This window comes from Acidovorax sp. FG42, from assembly GCF_057809195.1.
Map to the genome: position 1 here is coordinate 122001 of NZ_JBMDJM010000007.1, position 26140 is coordinate 148140.

Sequence of the window (26140 nt, forward strand, 5' to 3'; positions counted from 1 at the left end):
GGTAGCTGAAAAATCTCAGTAGCGCTTAGTCCAGGCTCGCCCCAGATTCCTTCACGACCTTGCCCCACTTCACCGACTCGGCCTGGATGAAGGCAGCAAACTGCTCAGGCGTCTCGCTGTAGGTCTCGGCGCCTTGCTCGTTGATCTTCTTCTTCACGTCGGCCTGGTTCAGCACCTTCACCAATGCGCCGTTGAGCTTGGCCAGCACCGGCGCAGGCGTTCCGGCGGGCGCAAACATGCCAAACCACGAGGTGGCTTCATAGCCGGGCACGCCCGCTTCGGAGATGGTCGGCACGTTGGGCAGCTCAGGCGAGCGCTTGGCGGTGGTCACCGCAATCGGCACCAGCTTGCCGCTGCGCACATGCTGGATGGCCGAGGGCATGTTGTCGAACATGATGCCGATTTGGTTGCCCAGCAGGTCGGTCACGGCCGGTGCGCTGCCCTTGTAGGGCACGTGCACCATGTCCACCTTGGCGAGGCTCTTGAACAGCTCGCCCGACAGGTGGATGGAGCTGCCGTTGCCCGACGAGCCAAAGTTGACCTTGCCGGGGTTGGCCTTGGCGTAGGCGATCAGTTCCTTCACCGTCTTGTAGGGCTGGGCGGGGTTGGCCACCAGCAGGTTGGGCACATTGGCCACGCGCGTCAGCGGCGCGAAGTCCTTGATAGGGTCAAACGGCATCTTCTTGTACAGGCTGGCGTTGATGGCGTGGGTGCCCACCGTGCCCATGAAGAGGGTGTAGCCATCTGCCGGCGCCTTGGCCGCCATGGCGCCGCCGATGTTGCCGCCCGCGCCCGCGCGATTGTCCACGATGACCGACTGGCCCAGCTCGGTGGTCAGTGCCTGGCCGATGATGCGGGCCAGGATGTCGGTGGTGCCGCCTGCGGCGAAGGGCACGACGATGGTGACGGGCTTGCTGGGGTAGGCCTGGGCCATTGCGGCGCTGCTGCCCAGCAGGCCGATACCTGCGAGGGCGGTGACAGCGGCGGCCGATAGCGCGAACCGGCGGGTGGTTTGGATGGAACGGGTCATGGTTTGTCTCCTTCAAGAAGGTGGATGAAAGGGGTCTCACGGACGCGGCATCCGGCCGCGCCGTGGCCTCAACCGGGCGCCGAGGCCTCCGGGCGAGAACAGGGGTGCGCCCCTTGCAGGGCGGCAGGGAAGATCAGTTCAGGTTGTCAAACAGGCGCCACTCCCAGCGTGGTGCCGCCGCACACGTACAACACCTGCCCGGTCACAAAACCGTTGTCGGGCGAGAGGAAAAACAGCGCCGCGCGCGCCACGTCATCGGGCGTGCCCATGCGGCCCACGGCGATGCTGTTCAGGATGCGTTGCGTTTGCGGCGCTCCGTCGGGGTTGCTCTGTCGGAAGAGTTCGGTGGCAATCGGGCCTGGACCAATCGCGTTGACGGTGATGCCGTCGCGCCCCAGCTCCATGGCCAGCGTGCGTGTCATGCCGATCATTCCGGCCTTGGTGGCGGAGTAGACGATGCGCTCGCCCTTGCCCAGTGCGGCGCGCGACGACATGTTGACGATGCGGCCCTGGCCGCTCGCGCGCAGCGTGGGCAGGAACGCTTGCACCAGCAGCATGGGCGCGCGCAGGTGCAGGCCCACCACGTCATCCAGCTGCGCCGTGGTGGCGGTGTCGATGGTGCCGGGGCGCGTGGCGCCCGCGTTGTTCACCAGTGCGGTGACGTTGTGCTTGGCCGCAATCTCGGCCGCACGTTCCCGGGTCGATGCCTCGTCGGTCAGGTCGCCCTGGTAGGACGTAAGCAGCGGGTGGCTCCAGGTGGGCAGCACGTAGTCCAGGTTGACCACGGCGTGGCCCTGGGCCAGCACGGCTTCGGCAATCGCGCGGCCGATGCCGTTGCTGGCACCGGTGATGACGGTGACCGGTGTGGGGTTGCGCTCAATCACGGTCACACGCGCTCCAGGATCACGGCAATGCCTTGGCCCACGCCGATGCACATGGTGCACAGCGCGTACTTCCCGGCGTGTTCGTGCAGGCGATTGACGGCGGTGGTGACCAGGCGCGCGCCGCTGGCACCCAGCGGGTGGCCCAGCGCAATGGCGCCGCCCCAGGCGTTCACGCGCGCGTCGTCGTCCTTGATGCCCAGCGCGCGCAGCACAGCCAGGCCTTGCGCGGCAAAGGCTTCGTTGAGTTCGATCACATCCATGTGATCGATGGTCAGGCCCGTCTGCGCCAGCACCTTCAGCGTCGCGGGCGTGGGGCCAAAGCCCATGATGCGCGGCGCCACACCGGCCACGGCCATGCCCACCACGCGGGCGCGGGGCTTGAGGCCGTACTTGGCGGCGTTGGCTTCATCGGCCAGTAGCAGCGCGCAGGCGCCGTCGTTCACACCCGATGCGTTGCCCGCCGTCACCGTGCCGTCAAGCCGCACCACGCCCTTGAGCTTGGCCAGCGCTTCCAGGCTGGTCTCGCGGGGGTGTTCGTCTTGGCTGACGATGATGGCGTCGCCCTTCTTCTGCGGGATGTGCACGGGCACGATCTCGCGCGCCAGGTGCCCAGCCTTGATAGCAGCCACGGCGTTGAGCTGGCTGCGCAGGGCCATCTGGTCCTGGGCTTCGCGCTCAATCTTGAAGTCCGTCGCCACGTTCTCGGCAGTTTCGGGCATCGAATCGACGCCGTACTTTTCTTTCATCAGCTTGTTGATGAAGCGCCAGCCAATCGTCGTGTCATACACCGCGTTGTTGCGGCTGAAGGCCGACTCGGCCTTGGGCATGACGAAGGGCGCGCGGCTCATGCTTTCCACGCCGCCGGCAATCATCAGGCCCGCCTCGCCCGCCTTGATGGCACGCGCTGCTGTGCCCACGGCATCCAGGCCCGAGCCGCACAGGCGGTTGATGGTGGCACCGGGCACGTCGATGGGCAGGCCCGCGAGCAGGCTGCTCATGTGGGCCACGTTGCGGTTGTCTTCACCAGCCTGGTTGGCGCAGCCGTAGAGCACGTCGGTCACTGCGGCCCAGTCCACGCCGGGGTTGCGGTCCATCAATGCCTTGATGGGGATGGCGCCCAGGTCGTCGGTGCGCACGCTGGACAGGGCGCCGCCGTATCGGCCGAAGGGGGTGCGGATGGCGTCGCAGATGAAGGCTTGGCGGGTCGTCATGGTTTTTGTCTCCTCGGTTCTCGGGTGGGTTTGATAGGTGCGGTCAGGCCGCCGTGGTCTGCGGGGCCCGGATGGGCAGGCCCACCAATTGCTCCAGCTCCGCCAGCGACAGGCCGGGCACGGTGTCGATGAGCTGCAGCCCGGTGGGCGTGCAGGCCAGTGTGCACAGATGGGTGTAGATGCGCTTCACGCACGCGACACCGGTGAGCGGGTAGCTGCATTGCGTGACGATCTTGCTCGCGCCCTGCTTGGTCAGCAGGTCCATCATCACCCAGGTCTGCTTGGCTCCAATCGCCAGGTCCATCGCGCCGCCCACGGCGGGGATGGCGCCGGGCTCGCCGGTGCTCCAGTTGGCCAGATCGCCCGTGGCCGACACCTGGAACGCGCCCAGCACGCAGATGTCGAGGTGGCCGCCGCGCATCATCCCAAAGCTGTCGGCGTGGTGGAAGTACGCGCCGCCGGGCAGCAAAGTTACGGGCTGCTTGCCCGCGTTGATGAGGTCGTAGTCCTCCAGCCCCACAGCGGGCGCGGGGCCCATGCCCAAAATGCCGTTTTCGCTTTGCAGGATGACCTCGCGGCCGGGAGGAATGTGGTTGGCCACCAGGGTGGGCTGGCCGATGCCCAGGTTGACGTAGGCGCCGTCGTGGATGTCTTGCGCCACGCGTTTCGCCAACTCGTCCTTACTACGCTTTTGATAGCTGCTCATGCTTATTCTTTCTGCGCTTGCGGCCGATATCACGCGAATTTCTTGAATCCGCCCGCCTGCGTGGCCGTGCGGTCGATCTTCACGACATGCGTCACGTAGATGCCGGGGGTGACTATGGCTTCAGGGTCTAGCGCGCCCAGCTCCACCACCTCGTGCACCGTGGCAATCGTGGTCTTGGCAGCCGTGGCCATCACGGGGCCAAAGTTGCGCGCCGACATGCGGTAGGTGAGGTTGCCCCAGCGGTCGCCCTTTTCGGCCTTGATCAGGGCCACGTCGCCGTGGATGGGGTACTCCAGCACGTAGTGTTTGCCATTGATCTCGCGCGTCTCCTTGCCCGCCGCCAATTCAGTGCCGTAGGCCGTCGGGCAGAAGAAGGCGCCAATGCCCGCGCCCGCAGCGCGCAGGCGCTCGGCCAGATTGCCCTGGGGCACGAGTTCGAGTTCGAGCTTGCCGCTGCGGTACAGCTCATCGAACACATAGCTGTCGACCTGGCGCGGAAAGCTGCAGATGATCTTGCGCACCTGCCCGGCCTTGAGCAGCGCGGCCAGACCCTGGTCGGCATTGCCGGCGTTGTTGTTGACCACCGTGAGGTCACGCGCCCCCTGGGCGATGAGGCCGTCGATCAGCTCACCCGGAATGCCGGCCGTGCCGAACCCGCCTATCAACACCGTGGCACCATCCTTCACCCCCGCAAGGGCCTGGGCCACCGAGTCCGCCAGTTTGTTGATCATTGCAACGCTTTCTTGGTTTGCTTGTATTGTCTCGTTTCTCTGAAATTTGTTCGTATATAGAACAAATGTTCGCTTAAAGAATTATAGTTGGCATACGTATGAATTTCCAAACCCCTGAAGCCAAAGACCCCAAACCCAGCGACAGCTATGTGCAGTCGTTCGCGCGCGGGCTGGAGGTGATCCGCTCGTTCAGCGCGGCCACACCGCAGCAAACCTTGAGTGAAGTCGCCGCGCAGACGGGCCTGACCCGCGCAGGCGCGCGCCGGATCCTGCTCACGCTGCAGACGCTGGGCTATGTGGAGACGGACGGCAAGCTGTTTCGCCTGAGCCCGCGCATCCTGGACCTGGGGTTTGCATACCTGTCCTCGCTGCCCATCTGGAACCTGGCCGAGCCGGTGATGGAAGACCTCGTGGAAGAGGTGCGCGAGTCGTCATCGGCCGCCGTGCTCGACGGCCTGGACATCGTCTATGTGCTGCGCGTGCCCACGCACAAGATCATGCGCACCACGCTGGGCGTGGGCTCGCGCCTGCCCGCGTGCTGGACCTCCATGGGCCGCATGCTGCTGGCCGGGTTGCCGGATGATGAATTGCAAGCCCGGCTGGAGGACCACCCCCTGCAGCGCTTTACCGAGCACACCACCACGGATATGGAGGCGCTGCTGGCGCACATCCGTCAGGCGCGGCAGCAAGGCTGGTGCCTGGTGAACCAGGAGCTGGAAGAGGGATTGATTTCGATTGCAGCACCGCTGACCAATCGCACAGGGCAGACGGTGGCGGCGCTCAACATCAGCGGTCAGGCCAATCGCACGAGTGCGGCCATGATGCAGGAGAGCCTGCTGCCCGCGCTGCTGAGTGCGGCGCGGACCATTTCGCGCATGATGGGAGCGCCAAGGGGGTAGGCGCCTATGGATGAACGGAACATCCTCAACGGGAGTTGGGGGTCACCCATCGTGACGAGCGCCTGAAACTGAAGCTCCAACACTCGTCTTACGTGGATAGGGCAAGGGCCGGAGCCGCAACCCCAGCCGCTCGCCATGACGGGTGAACGATGGGTGACCTCAGTTCTTGCGAAAGCCCAGCACCAGCACCACGCCGCCCAGCACCATCGCGCCCAGGCTCATCCACTGCGGAATGTTGACGGACTCTTTTTCCTTCACGGTGAGCTCTAGTGGCCCCAGCTTGGCCTGGGTGGTGTCCTTGGTAAAACTGAAGCCACCGGTCAAAAACCCGGCCAGGCCCAGCACCAACAGCAGCACACCCACAATTCGCATTGCCTTCATAACAGTTCTCCCAACGTGCCGGGTTTTGAGGACTGCAACAAAGGGGACCCGGCTCCCTGCCTTTGCGCCAGCCCAATGTAGGTGCGCGAACCCGCCGCCCGCGTAGGACGCCGCCCCGGCGCCCTGTAGCGCACAGGCGCGACCCGCACGGCCCAATCTCTGTCCTCCGTACTTACCGCCCCTGCGCATGCCAAGCCCTTGCCCTGCGTGCTACCCTCACGCTCCATGTTCAGCCCCTCCCAAGCCGATGTGCGCCGCTTTCTGTGCGGCGTGCACGCCAAGACCCAGAGCGGCGCCCCTATGGAAGCCATCGAAACTTTGGCCAGCCTGTGGATCGCCGAGCACCCCGAATACCACGCCGACCTGTCGGATGCCGACGCCGCCGTGGCGCGCAACTACGACGAAACCCCGGGTCAGACCAATCCGTTTTTGCACCTGTCGATGCACCTGTCGATCAGTGAACAGTGCAGCATCGACCAGCCCCGTGGCATCCGCCAGGCGGTCGAGTTGCTGACAGCACGCCTCGACTCGCTGCACGACGCACACCACGCCGCCATGGACTGCCTGGGGGAGATGCTGTGGGAGAGCCAGCGCTCCGGCCGCCCGCCGGATGGGAACGCTTACATCGCTGCCGTACAAAGCCGCGCCACGCGCGACTGAGCTGCTGCAGTCAATTCGCTAGAGGCAACCGACGCCCCCCCCCCAGATCGCACCAACCGACAGCCCATGCTCCACTACCTGCTTCATGCATCCACGGTCCCATGGCAAGACCAATTGCTGTACGCAGGTCTCATTCTTCTGGCCATCGCCGTGGTTTTTGGGGGCTTTTGGTGGCGCAGACGCGCGGCACGCCCCCGGCAAGGGGACTTTGCCGCTTTGGTGGAAAAGCACAACATCGCGCAGACGCTGGCTGCTCAGGCCGATAGCCCACTTAAAGATGCGGCAGACGCCTGGCAACAAACCCGACACACCATGGAGCAGGTCAAGTCCGGCGTGGAACGGTCCATTGCCTTGATCTTGGCGCTGCTTTCCGGCGTTCTGTGCGCGATCAGCGTGTCTGCGGTGATCAGCGATGTCTCGCACTTCCCAGCAGTGGATTGGAGCCTGTTTACCTTCTACGCGGGGCTCGGCGGTGTGTGCGCGTGGTTCACCCGCGTGCAATGGCGGAGTTTTCGCGGGCAGAGATAGACGTGCGCCTTAGGCCCCTTGCCATGCTTCGCCACCGGGTAGCCCGGCGTTGTTCTTTGCACCTATAACACCCGAAACGCCATCACCGCCACCAGCGTAGGCGGCAATGCCCCCAGCAGCAGACCCAGCGGATTGATGACGCCGTCAGAGAATTTCTCCTTCAGGATGGATGCCCCGGCCGGGTTGGGCGCGTTGGCAATCACCGTCAGGCCGCCCCCCGTGACGGCGCCCGCCACCAAGGCCACCTTGAACTCGTCACTCAGGCCTTCGACCAGCGAGCCCAGGTAGGTCAGTGCAGCGTTGTCCGTAAACGCGGTAAGCGCCGCCGCCCCAAAGAACACGGCGTTGGCATCCATCTTCATGAGCACGGGCTGCAGCCACCATTGCTGCAGGCCACCCAGCACCACCAGCCCAGCCAAGAAGAACGCCACCAGCAGCGCTTCGCGCAGGATCAGCGGACTTTGGTAGCGCTGGTACGCGGTGGTGAACCCCATGAAGAACAGGAACAGGCCGAGGAACACGGCGGGGTGGTGGGCAAACACCACCACCAGCACCAGGAAGGCAAGGTGCACGCCCGTCACGGTCCATGGCACCGGGGACTCGGAAGCAGGGATCTTGCGGCCCATGTGGCCCAGCTGATTGCGGAAGATCAGCATCGCGATGGCCGCATTGATGAGCACGGCCACTGCCGCCTTCCAGCCAAAGTTGGACAGCATGAACCAGATGTCCCAGTTCCACTTGGCAGCCACCATCAGCACGGGCGGCGCTGCAAAGGAAGTGAGCGTTCCACCAATGGATATGTTCACGAACAGCACGCCGATGGTCGAATACTTGAGCCGGCTGGAGATGGGGTGGGAGAACAGCGTGTCCCGCAGCATCAGCGCGGCCAGCGTCATGGCCGCCGGTTCGGTAATGAACGACCCGAGCAGCGGCACGAACGCCAGCACCACAAAATACATGGCCATGCCGCGCTGCACCGGCAACAAAGCGGCAAGCGCCCGGACGAGCGCCCCGGCCATCTCAAGGATGGGGCGGGTGGCGGCGATCACCATGATCGCGAACACAAACAGTGGCTCGGTGAAATTGCGCGAGTCCAGGTAGGCCGTGGCCTCCTGCTTGCCGCTGATGGAGAACATGAACAGCATGAGTACCATCGCCCAGAAGCCGAAGACGACCTCTACCTCGCCCAGCAGATGCCAGATGCCCGCGTGCCGTGGCTGCGTATGCGCAAGGTGCTCGAAATACTTGGTGGAGAAGGTGTGAAGAATGGCCAGGCCGAACAGGACGGCACCAACCACCTGGATCAGGGTGGGGGAGGAGTTCATGGGTCGCAGAAAAGCCGCGCGGCGGCCCGACCAGCGCATGAACCTGCCGGGCCACCATGGCGCCGACACCCAGCGAATATTTTAACTGGCGATACCGGGCTGCTTTGTAGGCATAGGGCTTGAGGCACCCGCGAAAAGAAGGCTGGCACGCACAACCATGCATGGCACTCGGGAGTCTCACTTTCCAGACAATGCAGACACACATCTGGAGGCTTTCATGTCGACGCATATCCACACGCCCACACCACCTTTGCCTTCGCCCTCCTCCGCCCCTATCCCGCCGGTAGTGGCCTGGCTGGGCTACGGCGGCCTGCTGCCGTTCCTGGCGCTGGCAGCGGTGGGCCTGTGGGCGCCAAGCACACCGTGGTGGAGCGCAGCGCTGCTGGCCTACGGCGGAGTGATTCTGAGTTTTGTGGGGGCGCTGCACTGGGGCTTTGCCATGGCGCAAAGCGGGCTGAGCGCCCCAGAGCGCACGCGCTGCTTTGTATGGAGCGTGGTGCCATCGCTGATGGCCTGGCCTGCCACGCTATTGCCCCCTGTAGCAGGGTCGGTGCTGCTGGTCGCGGGCTTTGCTGCGCACCTGGTGCAAGACCATCGACTGGCTGCGCGCACCTCGCTTCCTGCGTGGTACTTGCCGCTGCGATGGCGCCTCACGGTCACGGCTTGCGTGTGTCTGGCTGTTGGCGCGTGGGCCGCCAGTCGTTGACGATTCAGTCGCCCAGCAAAAAGCCCGCCGAAGCGGGCTTTTTTGTTGCGCTCAGCAAGACTGCTGATCAACGGAAGCGCGACTGGGGCACTGTGTGTAGGTCGCCGTCCAGGCTGCTTACGTAGTTGGCCAAAGCCTTCAGCTCGGCGTTGGTGAACTGCTTGGCCACACCGCCCATGATGGCGTTGCCACGGCCCACATTGGCGTTCTTCTCAACCTTGTAGGACTTGAGAGCGACAAACAGGTAGTCGGCGTGCTGGCCAGCGATCTTGGGGTAAGACGGGTCGATGGGCTTGGCGAAGTTGTCGCCGTGGCAAGACACGCAAGCGCCCTTCTTCAGCAGCTCGGCCACTTGCACGCTGGGTTCGCGCGATGGCTTGGCGGGCAGCTCGGCGCCGGTCTTGCCGTGTTGTTCGTAGTAGGCCGACACATCAGCGATGTCCTTCTCGGACAGCGACTCGGCGATGCCGCGCATGGTGGGGTGCTTGCGCTCACCTTTTTGGTAGGCGACCAGCGCTGCCGAAATGTACTTGGCGCTTTGGCCCGAGATCATGGGCACCTTGTGCACCTCGGGGAAGCTGGCCTGGTAGCCGACGATGCCGTGGCACCCAATGCACATGGCAATCTTTTGCTTGCCGGCTTCCACGTCGCCCTTGGCTTCCTGGGCGTGGGACAAGGCGGTCACGGAAGCGACAGCCAGGGCAAATAGCGTGGTCAACGTTTTGTTCATTTTGCGCGCACAATCTCGTGGAAGTTCAGCTCTGGGCTCTGATCAGCCGTTGATTATAGCCAGCGCCCTGTCAAGCCCATTCATCAACGATCCGGTGTTTTCCCCCATGAAATTCCAAGGCTCCCAGAACTACGTCGCCACCCAAGACCTGATGCTTGCCGTGAATGCCGCCATCACGCTGCAACGGCCGCTGCTGATCAAGGGTGAGCCCGGCACGGGCAAGACGATGCTGGCCGAGGAAGTGGCGCAGGCGCTGGACATGCCCCTGCTGCAGTGGCACATCAAGTCCACCACCAAGGCCCAGCAGGGCCTGTATGAATATGACGCGGTGAGTCGCTTGCGGGACAGCCAGCTCAACGATGGGGACAGCGCCGAGCGCGTGAAGAACATCCGCAACTACATCATCCAGGGCGTGCTGTGGCAGGCCTTCACGGCCGACCGCCCTGTGGCGCTGTTGATCGACGAGATCGACAAGGCCGACATCGAATTCCCGAACGACCTGCTGCGCGAAATCGACCGCATGGAGTTCTACTGCTACGAAACGCGCGAACTCATCAAGGCGAAGCACCGCCCGCTGGTGTTCATCACCTCGAACAACGAGAAGGAACTGCCCGACGCATTCTTGCGCCGCTGCTTCTTCCACTTCATCAAGTTCCCTGAAGCCGACACCATGCGGCAGATCATCAACGTGCACTTCCCCACGCTCAAGAGCGAGCTGCTCACCGTGGCAATGAAGACGTTCTATGACGTGCGCAACCTGCCCGGCCTGAAAAAGAAGCCCTCGACCAGCGAGCTGATCGACTGGCTCAAGTTGCTGGTGGCCGAAGACATTCCGCTCACCGCCCTGCAAAGCGCCGACAACAAGGTGGCCGTGCCCCCGCTGGTGGGCGCGCTGCTCAAGAACGAACAGGACGTGAGCCTGTTTGAAAAGCTGGTGTTCATGAACCAGAGGAACCGCTGAGTGAGCAACGACGACACCCGCCAGCTGCTAGTCAACGGCGTCGCAGATGCCGTGGGCTTCGTGGGCGGTGCGCTACTGGGCTTCTGGCTCGGCCAGCTGCTGGGGCTCGACATCTTCGCGCCCAGCTACGGCACCGGCAGCCTGGTGGGCATTGCCCTGGTGGGCCTCGGTGGTGGCCTGGGACTGCACGGGGCCCGGCGCTGGCAGAACAGCCGCCGCAGCCAGCCGTACAAGGATTGATGATCAAAGGGTAGAGACCCATGGCTTTTGTAGAACCTGTCACGCTGCGGGATCGCGGCGTCCGCCTGGAACCGTTGGCGCTGGCCCACGAAGACGGCTTGCGGGCCGCTGCTGCCGATGGCGAGCTGTGGAAGCTGCGCATCACCTCGGTGCCCGAACCGCAGGACACTCGCGCGTACATCGAAGCCGCGCTCAAGATGCGCGAAGACGGCAACCGCTTTGCCTTTGCCGTGGTGGAAGATGCCACCGACAAAGTGCTCGGTTCCACCAGCTACCACGACATCGTGCCCGCCGTGAAACGCGTGGAAATCGGCTGGACTTGGTACCGCCACAGCGTGCAGCGCACCCACGTCAACACCACCGCCAAGCTGCTGATGATGGGCCACGCGTTCGACACGCTGGGCTGCCATGTGGTGGGCTGGCGCACCGACAACTACAACTTTGCGTCGCAACGCGCCATCGAACGCCTGGGCGCCAAGAAAGACGGCGTGCTGCGCGGCCACGCGCTGCGCCGCGACGGCACCATCCGCGACACGGTGATGTACAGCATGCGTGCTGGCGAATGGCCCGAGGCTAAGGCACAGCTGCTATATCTTTTAGAGCGTCACGCGCAATAAACACTAGCGCTAGAGGCCCAAATCATGCTCATCGACTTCTTCTACACCCTGCGCTCGGCCAAGCTGCCCGTGTCGGTCAAGGAATACCTCACCCTGCTCGAAGCGCTGCAAGCCGGTGTGGTGGGCCCCAAGTCAGATGACGCCTGGAGCCTGGACGACTTCTACAACCTCTCGCGCCTCACGCTGGTCAAGGACGAGAAGCACTACGACAAGTTCGACCGGGCCTTCGGCGCCTACTTCAAGGGCGTCGAAATGGTGGCTGACTTCACCAAGCAGATCCCCGCCGACTGGCTGCGCAAGATCCTGGAGAACGAACTCACGCCCGAGCAGAAAGCCGCCATCGAGAAGATGGGCTGGGACGAACTCATGGAGACGCTGAAGAAGCGCCTCGAAGAACAGAAAGAACGCCACGAAGGCGGCAACAAGTGGATCGGCACCGGCGGCACCAGCCCGTTTGGCCACGGCGGCTACAACCCGCAGGGCGTGCGCATTGGCGGCGCGGGCAAAAACAAGAGCGCGGTGAAGGTGTGGGAGCAGCGCGCCTACAAGGACTACGACGATCAGCAGGAGCTGGGCACGCGCAACATCAAGGTGGCGCTGCGCCGCCTGCGCAAGTTTGCGCGCGAAGGGCATGAGCTGGAGCTGGACCTGCCCGACACCATCCGCAGCACGGCCGCCAATGCGGGCTACCTGGACATCAAGATGGTCCCCGAGCGGCACAACAACGTGAAGGTGCTGCTGCTGATGGACGTGGGCGGCACGATGGACGAACACGTTCAGCGCGTCGAGGAACTCTTCAGCGCGGTCAAGAGCGAGTTCAAGCACCTGGAGTTCTATTACTTCCACAACTGCGTGTACGACTTCATGTGGAAGAACAACCGCCGCCGCTTTGCCGAGAAGTTCCCGACCTGGGACATCATCCGCAAGTACAACAAAGACTACAAGCTGATCTTTGTGGGCGACGCCACGATGAGCCCCTACGAGATCCTGCAGCCCGGCGGCAGCGTGGAATACAACAACGAGGAGCCGGGCGCGGAGTGGATCCAGCGCCTCACACACGCCTTCCCCAAGTTTGCGTGGATCAACCCCGAGCCTCAGGGCGTGTGGCAGTACCGCCAGAGCATCAGCATCATCCAGCAGCTGGTGGGCAACCGCATGTACCCGCTGTCGCTCAAGGGGCTGGAAGAAACCATGCGGCTGCTGTCCAAATAGGCTCTGCCGCAGGGACGGATGCCTTGTGAGCATCTGTCCGACAGGAGGCGCTCCCGTTTCAGGGCATAGTCGGGGATGCATCGGGCGGGCTGGCAGGCTTGCCTTCCCCACACGATCCCCTGACACATCCTCTCGCACCGTGCCCTTCCGCGTTTTGCGCCCCGCCACTGTTAGTACCCCAACGCCGGCCCTGTGGTCGGCGTTGCTGCTTTCCGGCGCGCTGTGCCTGAGCGGCTGCAGCCTGCTTCCGCGCGCCGACGAGCCCACGACCGGCGACACCCGCAGCGACCTGGTCAGCCCCGAAGGCAGCAGTAGCGCCCCATCGTTTGACGTGGTGGTGCGTGCCCCCGACGCGGTACGCGAGACGCTGGAGCGCCACCTGGAGCTGCAGCGCTTTCGCCAGCTGCCCGACCTGCAGGCCAACGAGCTGCAGCGCCTGCTGGGCGCCACCGACGCCAATGCGCGGGAACTGCTGGGCACTCTGGGCTACTTCGCGCCCACCATCACCGTGGAGCTGACGGAGGCGCAGGAAACCACCGGTACCCGCAAGGGCGCGCCCCGCACCGTCACTGTCACCGTGGAGCCCGGCCCCCAAACCCGCATTGCCCGTGCCGACATCACCGTGGCGGGCACCGACGATGCCGACAAAGACAACCTGGCGCGGCGGCAGCAGCGCCTGCAGCGCAACTGGTCCCTCGCCCCCGGGCAGCCCTTCACCCAGTCGGCCTGGGACAACGCCAAGGCCGACGGGCTGCGCCAGCTGCAGGCCCGGCGCTACCCCACGGCACGCATCACCAACAGCCGGGCCGAGATCGATGCCGACCGGCACGAAGCCCAGCTGGGCGTGAGCTACGACCCCGGCCCCGCCTACCGCTTCGGCCCCTTGCGCGTGCAGGGCAGCCAGCGCTACGACAGCGACGGTGCGCGGCGCCTCGCGCGCCTGCCCACGGGCGCCGTGTATGACGAAGCCGACATGCTGGACGCCCAGCTGCGCCTGGCCAGCAGCGGCTACTACGACGCCGTGTTCCTCACCCTCGACACCGAGGGTACCGACCCACAGGCCGCGCCCGTGGTGGCCCAGGTGCGCGAGGCCCCGATGCAAAAGCTGGTCTTTGGTCCGGGCTTCTCGACCGACAGCGGCGCACGCCTGTCCCTGGAACACATCCACAACCAGATGCCCGTGCTGGGCTGGCGCGCGGTGACCAAACTCGCGCTCGACCGCGAAACCAAGCTCGCCAACACCGAATGGACGGACCTGCCCAATGACAACGGCTGGCGCTGGTTTGCGGGCGGCCAGTTGCTGCGCGAGGCCACGGGCGACTACGACGTGAACAGCGGTCGCTTGCGCGCGGGTCGCAGCAAAAGCACCAAATCCATCGACCGCAATTACTTTCTGCAGTACGACTACGCCAACAGCCAGGGCCTGACCGACAACACGCGGTCGCCCTCCGACACCAGCACCGCCCTGAGCATCAACTACGGGTGGACCGGCCGCTACTTCAACAGCATGACCGCCCCCACGCGGGGCCATGGCGTGGCGGTGGAGCTGGGCCTGGGCACCACGCTGCGACCCGAGCGCGACCCGTTTGTGCGCACCCTGGTGCGGTGGCAGTCCTTCCTCCCCGCAGGGCGCGTGCAGGACGACGCAGGCATCGGCCGCAATGCCCGTGTGGCCCTGCGGGCCGAGGCAGGCGCAGTGCTGGCGCGCGAGGGCGCGCAGATCCCCGTCACGCAGCTGTTTGTGACGGGCGGCGACACCACGGTGCGCGGCTACGGCTACCGCAGCATCGGCGCGCGCACCGACAACGGCCAGCTGTACGGGGGCCGCTACCTGGCCGTGGGCAGCGTGGAATGGCAACGCCCCATCGTCTACAAAGGGGCGATGACCGACTGGGAAAGCACGCTGTTTGTGGACGCCGGTGCCGTGGCCGACAAGGTGGGTGACCTGAGCCCGCGCGTGGGCGTGGGTGCCGGCGTGCGCTGGCGCAGCCCCGTGGGCCCGCTGCAGGCCGACCTGGCCTACGGCATCAAGACCAAAGAGGTGCGGCTGCACCTGCGGCTGGGGTTCAGCTTCTGATAGCGATGAGCGACGCCCCCCACACTCCCAAGCCCCGCGCCCGCGCGTCGGACTTCAGCGCCGGGTCCTCGTCGGCACCCCGCCATCAGCCCCCTCGCGCACCGCGCTGGCTCCGAGCCGTGGGCTGGCTGCTGGTAACGCTGCTGGCCTTGCTGCTAGCGGCCAGCGCGCTGCTGTGGTGGTGGGCGGGCAGCGGCACCTCACTGGCCACCACGCTGGCCCGTGCAGCGCAATACTTGCCCGCCAACCAGCAGCTGGAGAGCCGCGATGTCAGCGGCTCGCTGCGCAGCGGCGGGCGCATTGGCTGGCTGCGCTGGAGCAGCCCCACCCTGGCGGTGGAAGTGACCGACATCCGCCTGGGCTGGCAGCTGGCCCCCTTGCTGCAGCGCCGCCTGGAGCTGGGCGAGGTGCATGCCGCCCGCGTGGCGATCACCCCCCAGCCCAAAACCACTGACACACCCGAGCCCCCCCCCACGCCCCCTACCAGCCTGGTGCTGCCGCTGCAGCTGGGCGTGCCGTTCCGGGTCGACCAGCTTGTGTGGGCCGGGTCACCCGCCGTGGAAGCCCAGGGCCTGGTGGGCGACTACCGGTTTGATGGCCGCCAGCACCGCCTGACCATCGGCGCGGTGGAGCTGGCCCAGGGCCAGTACAGCGCCCGCGCCACGCTGGACGCACAGGCCCCCAGGGCGCTGGACGCCACCGTGGACGGCACCGTGCGCACCGCCGCGCCTGGGGGCGGAGCTGCGCTGCAGGTGGGCGCCCACGCCACGCTGCAGGGCACGCTGGCCACCGCCGCTGCCCAGCTGCAACTGCAGGCACGCCTGAAGCCCGAGCCGACCAGCGAAGCCGCCACACCACCCGCAGCCGCGCCCGCCAGCAAACCGGGCGCATCAAAACCTCCTACCCCACGCACAACGCCTACACCCGCTGCCGACCCCATGCAGGCTGATCTGGCCGCCACGCTGGCACCCTGGACGCAGCAACCCCTGCAGTCCGCCAACGCCACGTTACGCGCCGTCAACTTGGCGGCCCTGTGGCCGCAGGCACCGGTCACGCAGCTGCACGGCACGCTGCAAGCCGGGCCCACATCCGGCGGCGCAGGCACGTCAGGCACAGCAGGCTGGAGCCTGCAGGCCGCGCTGCGCAACGACCTGCCTGGCCCCTGGGACACCACCCGCCTGCCCCTGACCGCGCTGGACGCCAGCGCAAGCTACGACGGCACCCGCTGGACCGTGCCCAGCGCCACCCTGCAGGCGGGCACGGGCAGCATCACCGCGCAGGGCCACTACACCCCTGCCACCCACGCGCTGGAGGGCCAGGCGACCCTGCGCGCGCTGCGCCCCGACGCCCTGCACACGCTGCTGGCCGCCGCCCCACTCTCCGGCCGCGTCACCGCGCAAACGCAAGGAGAGGCCGTGCGCTTCAGTGCCGATGTGCGGGCAGACACCGGCACGGCCGCGCGAACGGCAACCGCAAAGCCCCCGGGTGCAGCGGGCGCACCGCTGCGCATCAATACCTTCAGCACACAAGGCACCTGGCAGGCCACCGACGGCGGCACGGTGCGGCTGGACCGCCTGCTGCTGGACGCATTGCAGGCCCGCGTGGAAGCCACCGGGCTGCAGGTCGCACTGGGCACGCAGTCTGCACAGGGCAAGGTCACCCTGGCAGTGCCCGGCGCCACCGCACAGGCACAAGGCACGCTGGCCCCGCGCAGCGGCGCGGGCGACCTGCAGGTGCAGTGGGCCGACGCCGCGCTCACGCAGCGCTGGCTGGCGGGCCTGCCGGTGGTGGGCACCGCCGTGCAGCGCGCTCTGCAAGGGGCCAGCGGCCAGGGCACGGCACAGATCACCGCGCGCTGGAAGGGCGGCTGGCAGACACTGACGGAGCAACTTCAGACTGCCACCGCCCACAGCGCAGCCGCCCGCAACCCCGACCGCTTTGATCTGCAAGCCACGCTGAACACCCCCCAGCTGGACCTGACACTCCCCGCCACCAGCAACGCCAGCGGCGGCACCTCTGCCGGGCAAGCCCTGCAACTGCGGGCCTTCAAGGCCGAACTGGGTGGCAACCTGGCACAGGCCTCTCTGGCGCTGACCGGCGAGGTCCGCACACCAGCGCCCCAGGCCGCGCAGGCGGCGGTACAGACCCGCCTTGCCAGCACAATGGTAGGCGCGGGGCAATGGCAGCTGCAAGTCAGTGAACTGCGCCTGCAAGCCCAGGCCGCGCAGCGCCCCGGGCCGTGGACGCTGCAACTGGCAGAGCCCCTGGGCCTGACCGTGCGCACCGGCACACCTACCTCCAGCGCCCCCCAGTCACGGGCCAGCGGGCGTACGGCACCATCACCCACCACCACCTCCCTCAGCCTGCAGGCATCGGCCGGTCAGGCCCGCATCACCGGCCCCTTACCGGGCACCGTCACCCTGCGCTGGTCGCCCGTGCAATGGTCAGCAGCGACGGCACCCAACGCCCTCTCGCGGTTGCAAACGCAGGGCACGCTGCAGGGCCTGCCCATGGCCTGGGTGGATGCGCTGGGCCTGGGCGAGACCCCTGCCGCCGCAGGCCGGCCCGCGCAGCCGCTGCTTGCGCGCATGGGCCTGGCCAGCAGCATCGTGCTCGATGGGCAATGGAGTGTGGACACCACGGGCGACGCCCTGCGCGCAAGCGCCAGCCTGCGCCGTGCCAGTGGCGACCTGCGCATCCTGGCGGGCGATACCACGGCCGTCACGGCGGTGCAAAGCAGCGGCCAGGGCACCGGTGCAGGCGCCACCACCGTGCTGGCCACTGCAGCCACACCGCCTGCAGGTGCATCAGGTGCAGCAAGCGCATCGAGCGCCCCAGGCACGCCCGCCGGTGTGCGCCAGGCAGAAATCACGGTCACCGCCGAAGGCGACACGCTGCGCGCGCGCCTGCTCTGGGCCAGCGACCGCGCGGGCGAGATCGACGCCACCGCCAGCACACGCCTGTCCGCTGCCAACACCGATGCCCCGATCACCTGGCCTGCCGACGCACCACTGGCCGGCACCTTGCGCGCCCGCCTGCCCGACGTGGGCGTGTGGTCTGCGCTGGCGCCGCCCGGCTGGCGTGTGCGCGGCACGCTGGATGCCAGCGCCACCTTGTCGGGCACGCGCGATGCGCCGCGCTGGGCGGGCACCCTGGGCGCCGACGACATGGCAGTGCGCTCGATGGTGGACGGCGTGGACCTGCAAGGCGGCCGCCTGCGCGCCACGCTGCAGGGCAATCAGCTCAACATCACCGAGTTCCGCTTGCAAGGCGGGCGGGGCAGCAGCGCACGCATCGCAGGCTTCAGCGGCAACCGCACGGCCGCAGCACAAGACGGCGGCACGCTGACCGCCACCGGCCGCGTGGCCTGGGGCGACAGCGCCACGGCAGCCACCGGCCTGTCGGGCATCACCATGTCCCTGCAGGCCGAGGCCAAGGCCCTGCAGGTGCTGGTGCGGGCCGACCGGCAGGTCAGCGTGTCGGGCCAGTTGCAGGCCCAGTTGCAGCAGGGCCAGATCAGCCTGCGCGGCAAGCTCATCACCGACCGCGCCACCATCATCCTGCCCGATGAATCCGCACCGCGCCTGGGCTCGGACGTGGTCGTGCGCTCCGCCGCCAAGGACCGCGAAGACCAGGCCAAGGCCCAGGCCGCCGCCAAGGCCAACCAGGTCGCAGCGCAGGCAGAGACCGCCAAGCCGCCCGACATCGCCATCACCCTCAACCTGGGGCGCGACTTTGCGCTGCAAGGCCAGGGCATCACCACCCGGCTGACGGGCGAGGTGGACATCCGCAGCAGCGCCGTGCCCGGCGCCCCGCCCCGCGTGACAGGCGAGGTCCGCACCGACCAGGGCCGCTACCGCGCCTGGGGCCAGATGCTGGACGTGGAGACGGGCCTCATCCGCTTCAACGGCCCGTACAACAACCCCTCGCTCGACATCCTGGCGCTGCGCCCCAACATCAGTGTGCGCGCGGGCGTGCAGGTCACCGGCAGCGCACAGGCGCCGCGCGTCACGCTGTACTCCGACCCGGAACTGCCCGATGCCGAAAAGCTGTCATGGGTGGTGCTGGGCCGCAATGCCTCGGCCGGAGGCGCCGAAGCGGCCGTGCTGCAACAAGCCGCGCTGGCGCTGCTGGGCCGCAACGGCGGCCAAAGCCCCACCGCCAACGCCGCCAGCCGCCTGGGCCTGGATGAAATCGGCTTTCGCGGCGCCACCACGGGCGAGGACGCCAGCGCCGCCGCCCTCACCTTCGGCAAACGCCTGTCCAAAGACCTGTACGTGACCTATGAGCGCAGCCTGTCGGGCACGCTGGGCACGCTGTACATCTTTTACGACCTCTCGCGCCGCCTCACCCTGCGCGGGCAAACTGGCGAGAAAAGCGCGGTGGACATCATCTACACCGTGAAGTACGACTGAGGCGCAACCGGCTAGGGAGGCACCTGCGCGCCACTACAATGCGCGGCTGCCTTACCTCCTCGTAGTTCAATGGATAGAACGAGTGCCTCCTAAGCGCTAGATACAGGTTCGATTCCTGTCGAGGGGACCAGCTTCATGGCCAAAATGGCTGCAAGCGATAGTGCAATATGCGCTAGCAGCTATCAAATCTGAAGCATCCGCACGCAATACGCGCCCTGCCCCAATCGGCGCATGGCCGTCCTAGCTGCCTTACTTCGAGTCCCTCTTGTCTGCTCGCCCTCGCGCAGACTGCGCAAGGTGATCGCCTTCCACAGCATCGGGCAAAGGCTCGTCCGGGCTGACCATGGTGCCCGCAGCGGCACCTCCCAGCGCACCGGCAATGCCGCCCAAGGTGCTACCGACCACAACACCCACCGGGCCCGCGACGGCCACACCCACGGCGGCACCGGCTGCGGCGCCGGCCATCATGCCGCCGCCCATCAGGGCGGAGTGGGCTTCGCGCTCTGCGTCTTCAGGCTCCAGCGCGGTCTGGGCGCCAGTTCGGGGGTCTTGCGATGGGATGCCGTAGCCGGGGCGTGCTTGCTCGGCCAGGTCTTCGTCCACGGGTGCGGTGGCCGCAGTGGAAGGGGTGGTTGAGGGAATCATGATGGGCTCCTTGGACATAGGGCGACGGCGCCAAGGGGGTGCCGTCACAGACCTTTTTAGCCCTGCAACCCAACCGATCAAGCCAGCCTGCAGACCGCACGCCTGTCAGGCAATGCGCCGTGCCATGGCACCGCCCGCTTGGCAGCCCCGCTCCGCCAGCACGCACCTTCAGGCCGCTTGCGGCGCCGTACGGTCTGCAGCAGCGGGCCGCGTAGCCGTCATGGCACTGCCCATCGACGCGGCCATGATGCAGCCGATGGCCAGCCACTGCACCGCGCTCAGGTGCTCGCCCAGCAGCGCCATGGCCACCAGTGCGGCCACGGCGGGCTCCATGCTGATCATGATGCCGAAGGCCTCCTTGGGCAGGCGTTTCAAAGCCATCATCTCCAGCGAGATCGGGATGGCGCTGGACACCGCCGCCACCGCCACGCCAATGAGCAGCACGGCGGGCGACAGCAGCGCCGCGCCCGCATGCACCACGCCCACGGGCACCACCACCAGCGCAGCCACCAGCAGGCCCAGCGATACCGAATGCCCCGCGTGCAGATGCCCGGCGCGCTTGCCGAACACGATGTACAGCCCCCAAAACACGGCCGCGCCCAGGGCGTAGAAGACGCCCACCGGGTCCAGCGTGCTGCCGTTGAGCCCCAGCGGCAACAGCATGCCCAGGCCCGCGATGGCCAGCGCCACCCACACAAAATCCACCGCGCGGCGCGATGACCAGATCGCCACCGCCAGTGGTCCCGCAAACTCGATGGCCACCGCCAGGCCAAACGGCAAGGTGCGCAGCGACATGTAAAACATGAGGTTCATGCCGCCCAGCGCCGCGCCGTAGAGCATGACGGCCCGCGCGTCCGCGCGCGACAAGTGCCAACGCCAGGGCCGCCACAGCAGCAACACCAGCAGCGCCGAAAAGCCCACGCGCACGGCGGTCGTGCCCTGCGCCCCCACCACGGGGAACAGCCAGTGTTTGGCCCACGAGGTGCCGATGCCCAACGCAGTGACGGAGCCCAGCACGGCCAGGAAGGGAAAGAACCGGTGCAGAAGAGAACGGAGGGGGGAGGCGCTCATGGGCTGAAAATATAGTGCGACCCCAGCGTGCTTTTAACTCGAATTTCGGGGGCTGCGCGCAACTTTCGCTCACCCTCAGAGCATGCTCCAAGGAAATCTCATGGCCACTCAGTCTGCACTTGACCGCTTTGACCTCGCGATCCTCGACATCCTGCAGGCCGACAACACCACGCCCCAGCGCGCGATTGCGCAGGCGGTGAATCTGTCGGCGCCTGCGGTGCAGCGGCGCATTCAGCGGCTCAAGGACAGCGGCGTGATCCGCGCCAACGTGGCCGTGCTGGACCCGGTGAAGGTGGGCAAGCCGCTGACCATCGTGCTGGAGGTGCACCTGGACAACGAGCGCCCCGACCGCACCGCCCCGCTGCGCGCGCGCATCGCCGCGGAAGACGCGGTGCAGCAGTGTTACAGCGTGACGGGCGAGGCGGACTACCTGCTGGTGGTGAACGTGGCGTCGATGGCGGACTACGAGGCGCTGACGCGGCGGCTGTTTGAGGGGGACGACAACATCAAGCGCTTTCGGACCTCGGTGGCGCTGGCCAGCCTGAAGACCGGGCTGCGCGTGCCGCTGGACAGCGCAGCACCCGCGGCCTGATCACGAGGCCATAACCCCGATCACAGCCCCAGCATCTGGCGCATCTGCTTGCCCGTGAGGCGCTGGCGCGGCCCGCCCAGCAGCTCGCACATGCGCGCATTGAGCGGCGCTGCGATGCCCTGTTGCGCCGCCAGCCGCACCACGGCGCCGCACAGCGCGTCGATCTCCGTCACGCGCCCGGCCTCCAGGTCGTCCCACATCGACGAGCGGGCCGTGGCGTCGATCTGCAGCATGCGCTTTGCCAGCCGAGTGAACAGCCAGTTGGGCAGGCGCAGCACATGGGGCAGCAGCGTGGGCGACACGGCGGTGACCTGGGCGGGGGTGATGCCCGCGCGCGCCATCACGCGCAGCGCCTCGGTCTGCAGCGCGGCAAAAACACGGCGGCAGTCGCGGTCCAGCAGCTCTTGCCGCAGGGGCAGGTTGGACAGCGCATTGACCGGGTTGTTGAGGTTGAGCAGCAGCTTGCCCCACTGCACCGCGCGGATGTCTGGCGGCAGCGTGGTGGCCAGGCCGGCGGCGTTGAACAGGGGCGCGATGCGCTCGGTGACCGCGTCGCGCTGCAGCTGCAGATGGCCCGCGGTGGCGCGGTGCACCTGCGCGCCGCGCAGCACCACGTTGTACGGCACCATGCCCGCCAGCACGTTCAGGCCGGGCGCCAAGGCGGCGATGCGGGCCACGTTGTCCACGCCGTTTTGCAGCGAGATCACCGGGGTGCCGGGCGCACAGGCCACCGCCAGCTCGCGCGCGGCAGACTCGGTGGCGCCGCTTTTGACGCACAGCAGGATGACGCTGTCGGCACCGGGCGCGGCGTCGGCCAGCGTGGGGGCCAGTTGCAGCGCGGACGCGGGCACGGTGCGGTCAAAGCCGTCCAGGTCGGTGACCTTCAGGCCGTGCTGCGCGATGGGCTCCAGCGCATGCGGCCGCCCCACCAGGCACACGGGCTGGCCGTGCGCGGCCAGGCGCCCACCCACATAACAACCAATGGCGCCTGCGCCCAAAACGATGAAGTTCATGCCGATGCGTGTGTGCTGAGGTGGAAGTGGGTGCAGGCAGATCGGGAACCGGCACAGCCTGCGCGCTACCCCCGCATTGTGCGGGGCAGGCCCCTGGCGGTGTGGCGCACACGTGACGAGGCGCTTTGAAGCACTCTGCGGGTGCTTATGAAGGCTTTTTGGCCGGTAGCGCTAGTGCAACATGCCTGAAACGCTATGCAATTCATAGCAAACAGGGCATCACACAGCTCAGGGCTTGGGAGCCGCAAACCGCACGGTCACCCGCAAGCCGCCCAGGCGCGGCGAGCTGTCCAGCACCACGGTGGCGCCATGGCCTTGGGCAATGGCCTGCACGATGGCCAGGCCCAGGCCGCTGCCGGGGGCACCGTCGGCGGTGACGCGCACAAACCGCTGCATGGCACGCTCGCGGTGCTCGGGGGCAATGCCGGGGCCGCTGTCTTCCACGGTGAGCACGGCGTGGTCGCCCTCGCTGCGCACCTGCAGGTCCACCTGGCCGCCGGGCGGGCTGTATTTGATGGCGTTGTCCAGCAGGTTGCGGGCCAGCATGCGCAGGGCCTCGGCGTTGCCGGTGACGGTGGCCGCGTCAGAGTCCAGCAGGCCCACATCCATGCTGCGCGCCTGGGCGGCGGCGGCCACGTCGGCCAGCGCCAATTGCGCTGTGGCGCGCAGGTCTACGGGGTCATTCACGGCCGTGCTGGCCTCCTGCCGCGCCAGGGTGAGCAGCTGCTCGACCAGGCGCGTGGCGCGCTCAATGCCGGCCGACAGGCGTTCGACGGCGGCCGCCCGCGCGGCGTCGTCGCCCGCACGCTGCAGGCCCTGCAGTTGCAGGCGCAGTGCAGCCAGGGGGGAGCGCAGCTCGTGCGCGGCGTCGGCCACAAAGTGTTGCTGCGCCTCAAACGCGTGCTGCACACGCTCGAACAGCAGGTTGAGTTCGCTCACCAGCGGCTGCACCTCATCGGGCAGCTGCGCATCGCTGACCGGCGAGAGGTCGTCGGCCTGGCGCTGTGCCAGCTGGCGGCGCACGCGCTCCACCGGGGCCAGCGACCGGCTCACGCCCCACCACACGGCCAGCACCAGCAGCGGCGCCATGATGGCCAGCGGCGCCAGCGTGCGCAGTGCCAGGCTGCGGGCCATGTCGCGCCGCGCGGCCATGTTCTGCGCCACCTGGATGACCTGCGAGCGCGTCTGCATGGAGAACACCCGGTAGGTGCCGCCACGCGCCTGCACGTTGGTAAAGCCCAGCACGGCAATCTGCGGCAGTGCGGCGCCCACGGCGGATTCAAAAATGCGCAGGCCCTCGTTAGTCCACACCTGCACGATGAATTCGTGGTTTTCGTCCTCGGGGTCCAGCCCGGGGCCCAGACCCTGCGCATCCACCGGCAGGCCCGAACGCAAGGCCAGCGCGGTTTGCTGCATGTGGTAGTCGAACAGCGCATCGGCCTCTTCCAGCGCGCCCCGGTAGGCCAGCGCGCCCTGCACCGCCCCGGCCAGCACGATGGCGGCGAGCAAGAACATCAGCAGCCGCATGCGCAACGAGCGCGGGAGCAGGGCCTGAAAGGTGCGTGAGATTTTTTCCATCACATCTTCGGTACCAGATACCCGACACCGCGCACGTTCAGCACCAGCTCGGGCCCCAGCTTCTTGCGCAGGCCGTGAATGTAGACCTCCACCGCGTTGCTGCTCACCTCGTCGCCCCAGCCGTAGAGCTTGTCCTCCAGCTGCTGGCGCGACAGCACCATGCCGGGCCGCGCAATGAGCGGCTCCAGCACCGCCCATTCGCGCCCCGACAGCACCACCGGTGTGCCGCGCACGGTCACCTCGCGCGTGGCGGGGTTGATGCTGACGCCCTGGTGCTCGTACACCGGTTCGGCCCGGCCCGCTGCGCGGCGCAGCAGGGCGCGGATGCGGGCCAGCAGCTCGTCCAGGTCATAGGGCTTGAGCACATAGTCATCGGCCCCGGCATCCAGCCCCTCGATACGCTGCGCCACGGCATCGCGCGCGGTAGCCACCAGCACGGGGGTGCGGTTCTTGCGGGCGCGCAGGTCGCGCAGCACGGCCAGGCCGTCGCGTTTGGGCAGGCCCAGGTCCAGCAGCACCAGGTCGTATGCCTGGGTGCGCAGTGCCGTATCGGCCGCGTCGCCATCGCGCGCCCAGTCCACCGCGTACTGCTCGGCGCGCAGCAGGTCCAGCACGGCTTCGCCGATCATGGAATCGTCTTCAACAAGCAGCAGGCGCATGGCAAGGGGGCAGAAAGGTCGGTCGGTCAGGAGTGCAGGAAAAGGGCCGGCTGCCAAGGATAGCGGCGGCATGGGCGCTGGCGCAGCACCGGGCTGCCAGAACGACTTGAATTTGACACATCACTGTCACAATGAAAGCGCCACGCGCACACCGCCCGCCCCAAGGGCCGGGCCATTACGACAAAAGACAAGGAGCAAGACCGATGGCAATTCCAATCACATTCCCCCCTCTCCACCACGTTGCTGCGGCCGTTGCGCTGGCCGCACTGGCTTCCACTAGCGCCCAGGCGCAGGGTGTGGTCAACGCGCTGTGCAGCACCGACGCGCCCTGGTGCGAAGCGGCCGCCAAGGAGTTCACCCGCAAGACGGGCATCAAGGTGAACCAGGCCCACAAGGGCACCGGCGAGATTGCCGCGCAGCTGCGCGCCGAGGCCAACAACCCCAAGACCGACATCTGGTGGGGCGGCACGGGTGACCCCTTCTTGCAGGCCGCCGAGCAAGGCCTGCTGGCCGAATACCGCCCCGCGTATCTGCACGACCTGCACAGCTGGAGCGTGCGCCAGTACGCCATGTCGGGCCACCAGGTGGGGGGCTTTTACAGCTCGGCCATCGGCTTTGGCTACAACACCGAAACGCTCAAGAAGAAAAAGCTGCCGGAGCCGCAGTGCTGGTCCGACGTGATCAAGCCTGCGTACAAGGGCGAGGTGGAAATCTCGCACCCCGCCTCCAGCGGCACGGCCTACACCGTGATCGCGGGGCTGGTGCAGCTGATGGGCGAAGACAAGGCGTTCGACTACCTCAAGGCCTTGCACAAGAACACCACCACCTACACCCGCAGCGGCCAGGCGCAGGCGCCCAACGTGGCCAAGGGCGAGGTGGGTGTGGGCATCACCTTCATGTTCAACTTTGAAAAATGGAAGGCCGACAAGTACCCGGTAAAAACCCAGGCGCCTTGTGAAGGCACCAGCTACGAGGTGGGCGGCATTGCGCTGGTCAAGGGCGCGCGCAACATGGACAACGCCAAAAAATATTACGACTGGCTGATGAGCCCCGAAGGTCAGGCCGTGGGCGCGCAGGTGGGCAGCTACCAGGTGCCTGCCAACAAGACCTTCAAGATGGACCCGCGCATCCCGACGCTGGACAACGTGAAGCTCATCAAATACGACTTCGAGAAATACGGCAAGGCTGCCGAACGCCGCCGCCTGATCGACCGCTGGACGAAGGAAGTAGAGCCCCTGCCGCGCTGATGCGCAGCGCCCGCCGCAGGGT

Annotated in this window: 25 protein-coding genes and 1 tRNA gene; 13 read left to right on the plus strand and 13 right to left on the minus strand. The window is 66.9% G+C overall.

Features of this window, described 5'->3' with window-relative positions:
- Positions 1 to 25: 25 nt before the first annotated feature.
- The 5 genes from ACODSM_RS09815 to ACODSM_RS09835 form a co-directional block, all read right to left on the minus strand.
- Positions 26 to 1030 (minus strand): Bug family tripartite tricarboxylate transporter substrate binding protein, encoded by a 1005-nt coding sequence (locus ACODSM_RS09815; protein WP_488805128.1) that lies wholly within the window; start codon positions 1028 to 1030, stop codon positions 26 to 28.
- Positions 1031 to 1176: 146 nt separating this feature from the next.
- Positions 1177 to 1920: an SDR family NAD(P)-dependent oxidoreductase gene (locus tag ACODSM_RS09820; protein WP_488805129.1), complete on the minus strand. Its 744-nt coding sequence runs from the start codon at positions 1918 to 1920 to the stop codon at positions 1177 to 1179.
- Positions 1917 to 3125, minus strand: a complete 1209-nt coding sequence (gene pcaF / locus ACODSM_RS09825) for a 3-oxoadipyl-CoA thiolase (protein ID WP_488805130.1) — start codon at positions 3123 to 3125, stop codon at positions 1917 to 1919. The genes ACODSM_RS09820 and pcaF overlap by 4 nt, the downstream gene beginning before the upstream one ends.
- Before the next feature lie 43 nt (positions 3126 to 3168).
- Complete coding sequence (locus ACODSM_RS09830; protein WP_488805131.1) at positions 3169 to 3831, minus strand: 3-oxoacid CoA-transferase subunit B; 663 nt, start codon at positions 3829 to 3831, stop codon at positions 3169 to 3171.
- Between the two features lie 29 nt (positions 3832 to 3860).
- Complete coding sequence (locus ACODSM_RS09835) at positions 3861 to 4562, minus strand: 3-oxoacid CoA-transferase subunit A (protein WP_488805132.1); 702 nt, start codon at positions 4560 to 4562, stop codon at positions 3861 to 3863.
- Between the two features lie 98 nt (positions 4563 to 4660).
- Here ACODSM_RS09835 and ACODSM_RS09840 point away from each other — a divergent pair, with 98 nt between their 5' ends.
- Positions 4661 to 5461 (plus strand): IclR family transcriptional regulator, encoded by an 801-nt coding sequence (locus ACODSM_RS09840; protein ID WP_488805133.1) that lies wholly within the window; start codon positions 4661 to 4663, stop codon positions 5459 to 5461.
- A gap of 159 nt (positions 5462 to 5620) precedes the next feature.
- Here the strand turns inward: ACODSM_RS09840 and ACODSM_RS09845 are convergent, their stop codons facing one another.
- Positions 5621 to 5842 (minus strand): hypothetical protein, encoded by a 222-nt coding sequence (locus tag ACODSM_RS09845; RefSeq protein ID WP_015015527.1) that lies wholly within the window; start codon positions 5840 to 5842, stop codon positions 5621 to 5623.
- A 225-nt stretch (positions 5843 to 6067) separates the two neighbouring features.
- On the opposite strand from ACODSM_RS09845, the gene ACODSM_RS09850 reads away from it, so the two are divergent.
- Entirely contained in the window at positions 6068 to 6502 is a 435-nt protein-coding gene (locus tag ACODSM_RS09850; protein WP_488805134.1) for a DUF1841 family protein, read from the plus strand.
- A gap of 66 nt (positions 6503 to 6568) precedes the next feature.
- Positions 6569 to 7030, plus strand: coding sequence for a hypothetical protein (locus ACODSM_RS09855; RefSeq protein WP_488805135.1), 462 nt, complete (start codon positions 6569 to 6571; stop codon positions 7028 to 7030).
- A 62-nt stretch (positions 7031 to 7092) separates the two neighbouring features.
- Here ACODSM_RS09855 and ACODSM_RS09860 read toward each other — a convergent pair whose 3' ends face one another.
- Positions 7093 to 8355: a putative Na+/H+ antiporter gene (locus tag ACODSM_RS09860; protein ID WP_295938154.1), complete on the minus strand. Its 1263-nt coding sequence runs from the start codon at positions 8353 to 8355 to the stop codon at positions 7093 to 7095.
- 217 nt (positions 8356 to 8572) lie between these two features.
- Here ACODSM_RS09860 and ACODSM_RS09865 point away from each other — a divergent pair, with 217 nt between their 5' ends.
- Complete coding sequence (locus ACODSM_RS09865; RefSeq protein ID WP_295938156.1) at positions 8573 to 9061, plus strand: DUF3429 domain-containing protein; 489 nt, start codon at positions 8573 to 8575, stop codon at positions 9059 to 9061.
- Between the two features lie 67 nt (positions 9062 to 9128).
- On the opposite strand, the gene ACODSM_RS09870 is transcribed toward ACODSM_RS09865, so the two are convergent.
- Positions 9129 to 9791 carry a c-type cytochrome gene (locus ACODSM_RS09870; protein ID WP_110960166.1) on the minus strand — a complete coding sequence of 221 codons (663 nt, stop codon included), beginning with the start codon at positions 9789 to 9791 and terminating at the stop codon, positions 9129 to 9131.
- Between the two features lie 106 nt (positions 9792 to 9897).
- On the opposite strand from ACODSM_RS09870, the gene ACODSM_RS09875 reads away from it, so the two are divergent.
- From ACODSM_RS09875 to ACODSM_RS09905, 7 genes are all read left to right on the plus strand, one after another.
- Entirely contained in the window at positions 9898 to 10752 is an 855-nt protein-coding gene (locus ACODSM_RS09875) for an AAA family ATPase (protein ID WP_015015541.1), read from the plus strand.
- Positions 10753 to 10992 carry a hypothetical protein gene (locus tag ACODSM_RS09880; protein WP_488805136.1) on the plus strand — a complete coding sequence of 80 codons (240 nt, stop codon included), beginning with the start codon at positions 10753 to 10755 and terminating at the stop codon, positions 10990 to 10992.
- A 20-nt stretch (positions 10993 to 11012) separates the two neighbouring features.
- Positions 11013 to 11609, plus strand: a complete 597-nt coding sequence (locus tag ACODSM_RS09885; RefSeq protein WP_209818291.1) for a GNAT family N-acetyltransferase — start codon at positions 11013 to 11015, stop codon at positions 11607 to 11609.
- A gap of 24 nt (positions 11610 to 11633) precedes the next feature.
- Positions 11634 to 12821, plus strand: coding sequence for a vWA domain-containing protein (locus ACODSM_RS09890; RefSeq protein ID WP_015015544.1), 1188 nt, complete (start codon positions 11634 to 11636; stop codon positions 12819 to 12821).
- 139 nt (positions 12822 to 12960) lie between these two features.
- On the plus strand, positions 12961 to 14898 hold the full coding sequence (locus tag ACODSM_RS09895; RefSeq protein ID WP_488805137.1) for an autotransporter assembly complex protein TamA: 1938 nt from the start codon (positions 12961 to 12963) through the stop codon (positions 14896 to 14898).
- 5 nt (positions 14899 to 14903) lie between these two features.
- Positions 14904 to 19313, plus strand: a complete 4410-nt coding sequence (locus tag ACODSM_RS09900) for a translocation/assembly module TamB domain-containing protein (RefSeq protein ID WP_488805138.1) — start codon at positions 14904 to 14906, stop codon at positions 19311 to 19313.
- A gap of 55 nt (positions 19314 to 19368) precedes the next feature.
- Positions 19369 to 19443: transfer RNA gene (locus ACODSM_RS09905), tRNA-Arg, on the plus strand.
- 119 nt (positions 19444 to 19562) lie between these two features.
- Here ACODSM_RS09905 and ACODSM_RS09910 read toward each other — a convergent pair.
- Positions 19563 to 19958 carry a hypothetical protein gene (locus tag ACODSM_RS09910; RefSeq protein ID WP_488805139.1) on the minus strand — a complete coding sequence of 132 codons (396 nt, stop codon included), beginning with the start codon at positions 19956 to 19958 and terminating at the stop codon, positions 19563 to 19565.
- 168 nt (positions 19959 to 20126) lie between these two features.
- Positions 20127 to 21029 carry an EamA family transporter gene (locus tag ACODSM_RS09915; protein WP_488805140.1) on the minus strand — a complete coding sequence of 301 codons (903 nt, stop codon included), beginning with the start codon at positions 21027 to 21029 and terminating at the stop codon, positions 20127 to 20129.
- 100 nt (positions 21030 to 21129) lie between these two features.
- Between ACODSM_RS09915 and ACODSM_RS09920 the strand changes: the two genes are divergently transcribed.
- The gene (locus tag ACODSM_RS09920; protein WP_488805141.1) at positions 21130 to 21621 is read left to right on the plus strand and encodes an Lrp/AsnC family transcriptional regulator; all 492 of its coding nucleotides are present in this window, start codon (positions 21130 to 21132) and stop codon (positions 21619 to 21621) included.
- 20 nt (positions 21622 to 21641) lie between these two features.
- Here ACODSM_RS09920 and ACODSM_RS09925 read toward each other — a convergent pair whose 3' ends face one another.
- The 3 genes from ACODSM_RS09925 to ACODSM_RS09935 form a co-directional block, all read right to left on the minus strand.
- A complete protein-coding gene (locus ACODSM_RS09925; protein ID WP_488805142.1) occupies positions 21642 to 22634 on the minus strand; it encodes a 2-dehydropantoate 2-reductase in 993 nt (330 codons plus the stop codon).
- 228 nt (positions 22635 to 22862) lie between these two features.
- Positions 22863 to 24212 (minus strand): ATP-binding protein, encoded by a 1350-nt coding sequence (locus ACODSM_RS09930; RefSeq protein WP_488805143.1) that lies wholly within the window; start codon positions 24210 to 24212, stop codon positions 22863 to 22865.
- Complete coding sequence (locus ACODSM_RS09935; protein ID WP_015015552.1) at positions 24212 to 24871, minus strand: response regulator transcription factor; 660 nt, start codon at positions 24869 to 24871, stop codon at positions 24212 to 24214. Before ACODSM_RS09935 ends, ACODSM_RS09930 begins: the two co-directional genes overlap by 1 nt.
- Before the next feature lie 203 nt (positions 24872 to 25074).
- Between ACODSM_RS09935 and ACODSM_RS09940 the strand changes: the two genes are divergently transcribed.
- Positions 25075 to 26118, plus strand: a complete 1044-nt coding sequence (locus ACODSM_RS09940; protein WP_488805144.1) for an ABC transporter substrate-binding protein — start codon at positions 25075 to 25077, stop codon at positions 26116 to 26118.
- Positions 26119 to 26140: the final 22 nt, after the last annotated feature.

Coding starts and splice junctions, on each gene's coding strand:
- ACODSM_RS09815 (WP_488805128.1), bottom strand. CDS start 1,030: ATGACCCGTTCCATCCAAACCACCCGCCGGTTCGCGCTATCGGCCGCC.
- pcaF (WP_488805130.1), bottom strand. CDS start 3,125: ATGACGACCCGCCAAGCCTTCATCTGCGACGCCATCCGCACCCCCTTC.
- ACODSM_RS09830 (WP_488805131.1), bottom strand. CDS start 3,831: ATGAGCAGCTATCAAAAGCGTAGTAAGGACGAGTTGGCGAAACGCGTG.
- ACODSM_RS09835 (WP_488805132.1), bottom strand. CDS start 4,562: ATGATCAACAAACTGGCGGACTCGGTGGCCCAGGCCCTTGCGGGGGTG.
- ACODSM_RS09840 (WP_488805133.1), top strand. CDS start 4,661: ATGAATTTCCAAACCCCTGAAGCCAAAGACCCCAAACCCAGCGACAGC.
- ACODSM_RS09845 (WP_015015527.1), bottom strand. CDS start 5,842: ATGAAGGCAATGCGAATTGTGGGTGTGCTGCTGTTGGTGCTGGGCCTG.
- ACODSM_RS09850 (WP_488805134.1), top strand. CDS start 6,068: ATGTTCAGCCCCTCCCAAGCCGATGTGCGCCGCTTTCTGTGCGGCGTG.
- ACODSM_RS09855 (WP_488805135.1), top strand. CDS start 6,569: ATGCTCCACTACCTGCTTCATGCATCCACGGTCCCATGGCAAGACCAA.
- ACODSM_RS09860 (WP_295938154.1), bottom strand. CDS start 8,355: ATGAACTCCTCCCCCACCCTGATCCAGGTGGTTGGTGCCGTCCTGTTC.
- ACODSM_RS09865 (WP_295938156.1), top strand. CDS start 8,573: ATGTCGACGCATATCCACACGCCCACACCACCTTTGCCTTCGCCCTCC.
- ACODSM_RS09870 (WP_110960166.1), bottom strand. CDS start 9,791: ATGAACAAAACGTTGACCACGCTATTTGCCCTGGCTGTCGCTTCCGTG.
- ACODSM_RS09875 (WP_015015541.1), top strand. CDS start 9,898: ATGAAATTCCAAGGCTCCCAGAACTACGTCGCCACCCAAGACCTGATG.
- ACODSM_RS09885 (WP_209818291.1), top strand. CDS start 11,013: ATGGCTTTTGTAGAACCTGTCACGCTGCGGGATCGCGGCGTCCGCCTG.
- ACODSM_RS09890 (WP_015015544.1), top strand. CDS start 11,634: ATGCTCATCGACTTCTTCTACACCCTGCGCTCGGCCAAGCTGCCCGTG.
- ACODSM_RS09900 (WP_488805138.1), top strand. CDS start 14,904: ATGAGCGACGCCCCCCACACTCCCAAGCCCCGCGCCCGCGCGTCGGAC.
- ACODSM_RS09910 (WP_488805139.1), bottom strand. CDS start 19,958: ATGATTCCCTCAACCACCCCTTCCACTGCGGCCACCGCACCCGTGGAC.
- ACODSM_RS09915 (WP_488805140.1), bottom strand. CDS start 21,029: ATGAGCGCCTCCCCCCTCCGTTCTCTTCTGCACCGGTTCTTTCCCTTC.
- ACODSM_RS09920 (WP_488805141.1), top strand. CDS start 21,130: ATGGCCACTCAGTCTGCACTTGACCGCTTTGACCTCGCGATCCTCGAC.
- ACODSM_RS09925 (WP_488805142.1), bottom strand. CDS start 22,634: ATGAACTTCATCGTTTTGGGCGCAGGCGCCATTGGTTGTTATGTGGGT.
- ACODSM_RS09930 (WP_488805143.1), bottom strand. CDS start 24,212: ATGGAAAAAATCTCACGCACCTTTCAGGCCCTGCTCCCGCGCTCGTTG.
- ACODSM_RS09935 (WP_015015552.1), bottom strand. CDS start 24,871: ATGCGCCTGCTGCTTGTTGAAGACGATTCCATGATCGGCGAAGCCGTG.
- ACODSM_RS09940 (WP_488805144.1), top strand. CDS start 25,075: ATGGCAATTCCAATCACATTCCCCCCTCTCCACCACGTTGCTGCGGCC.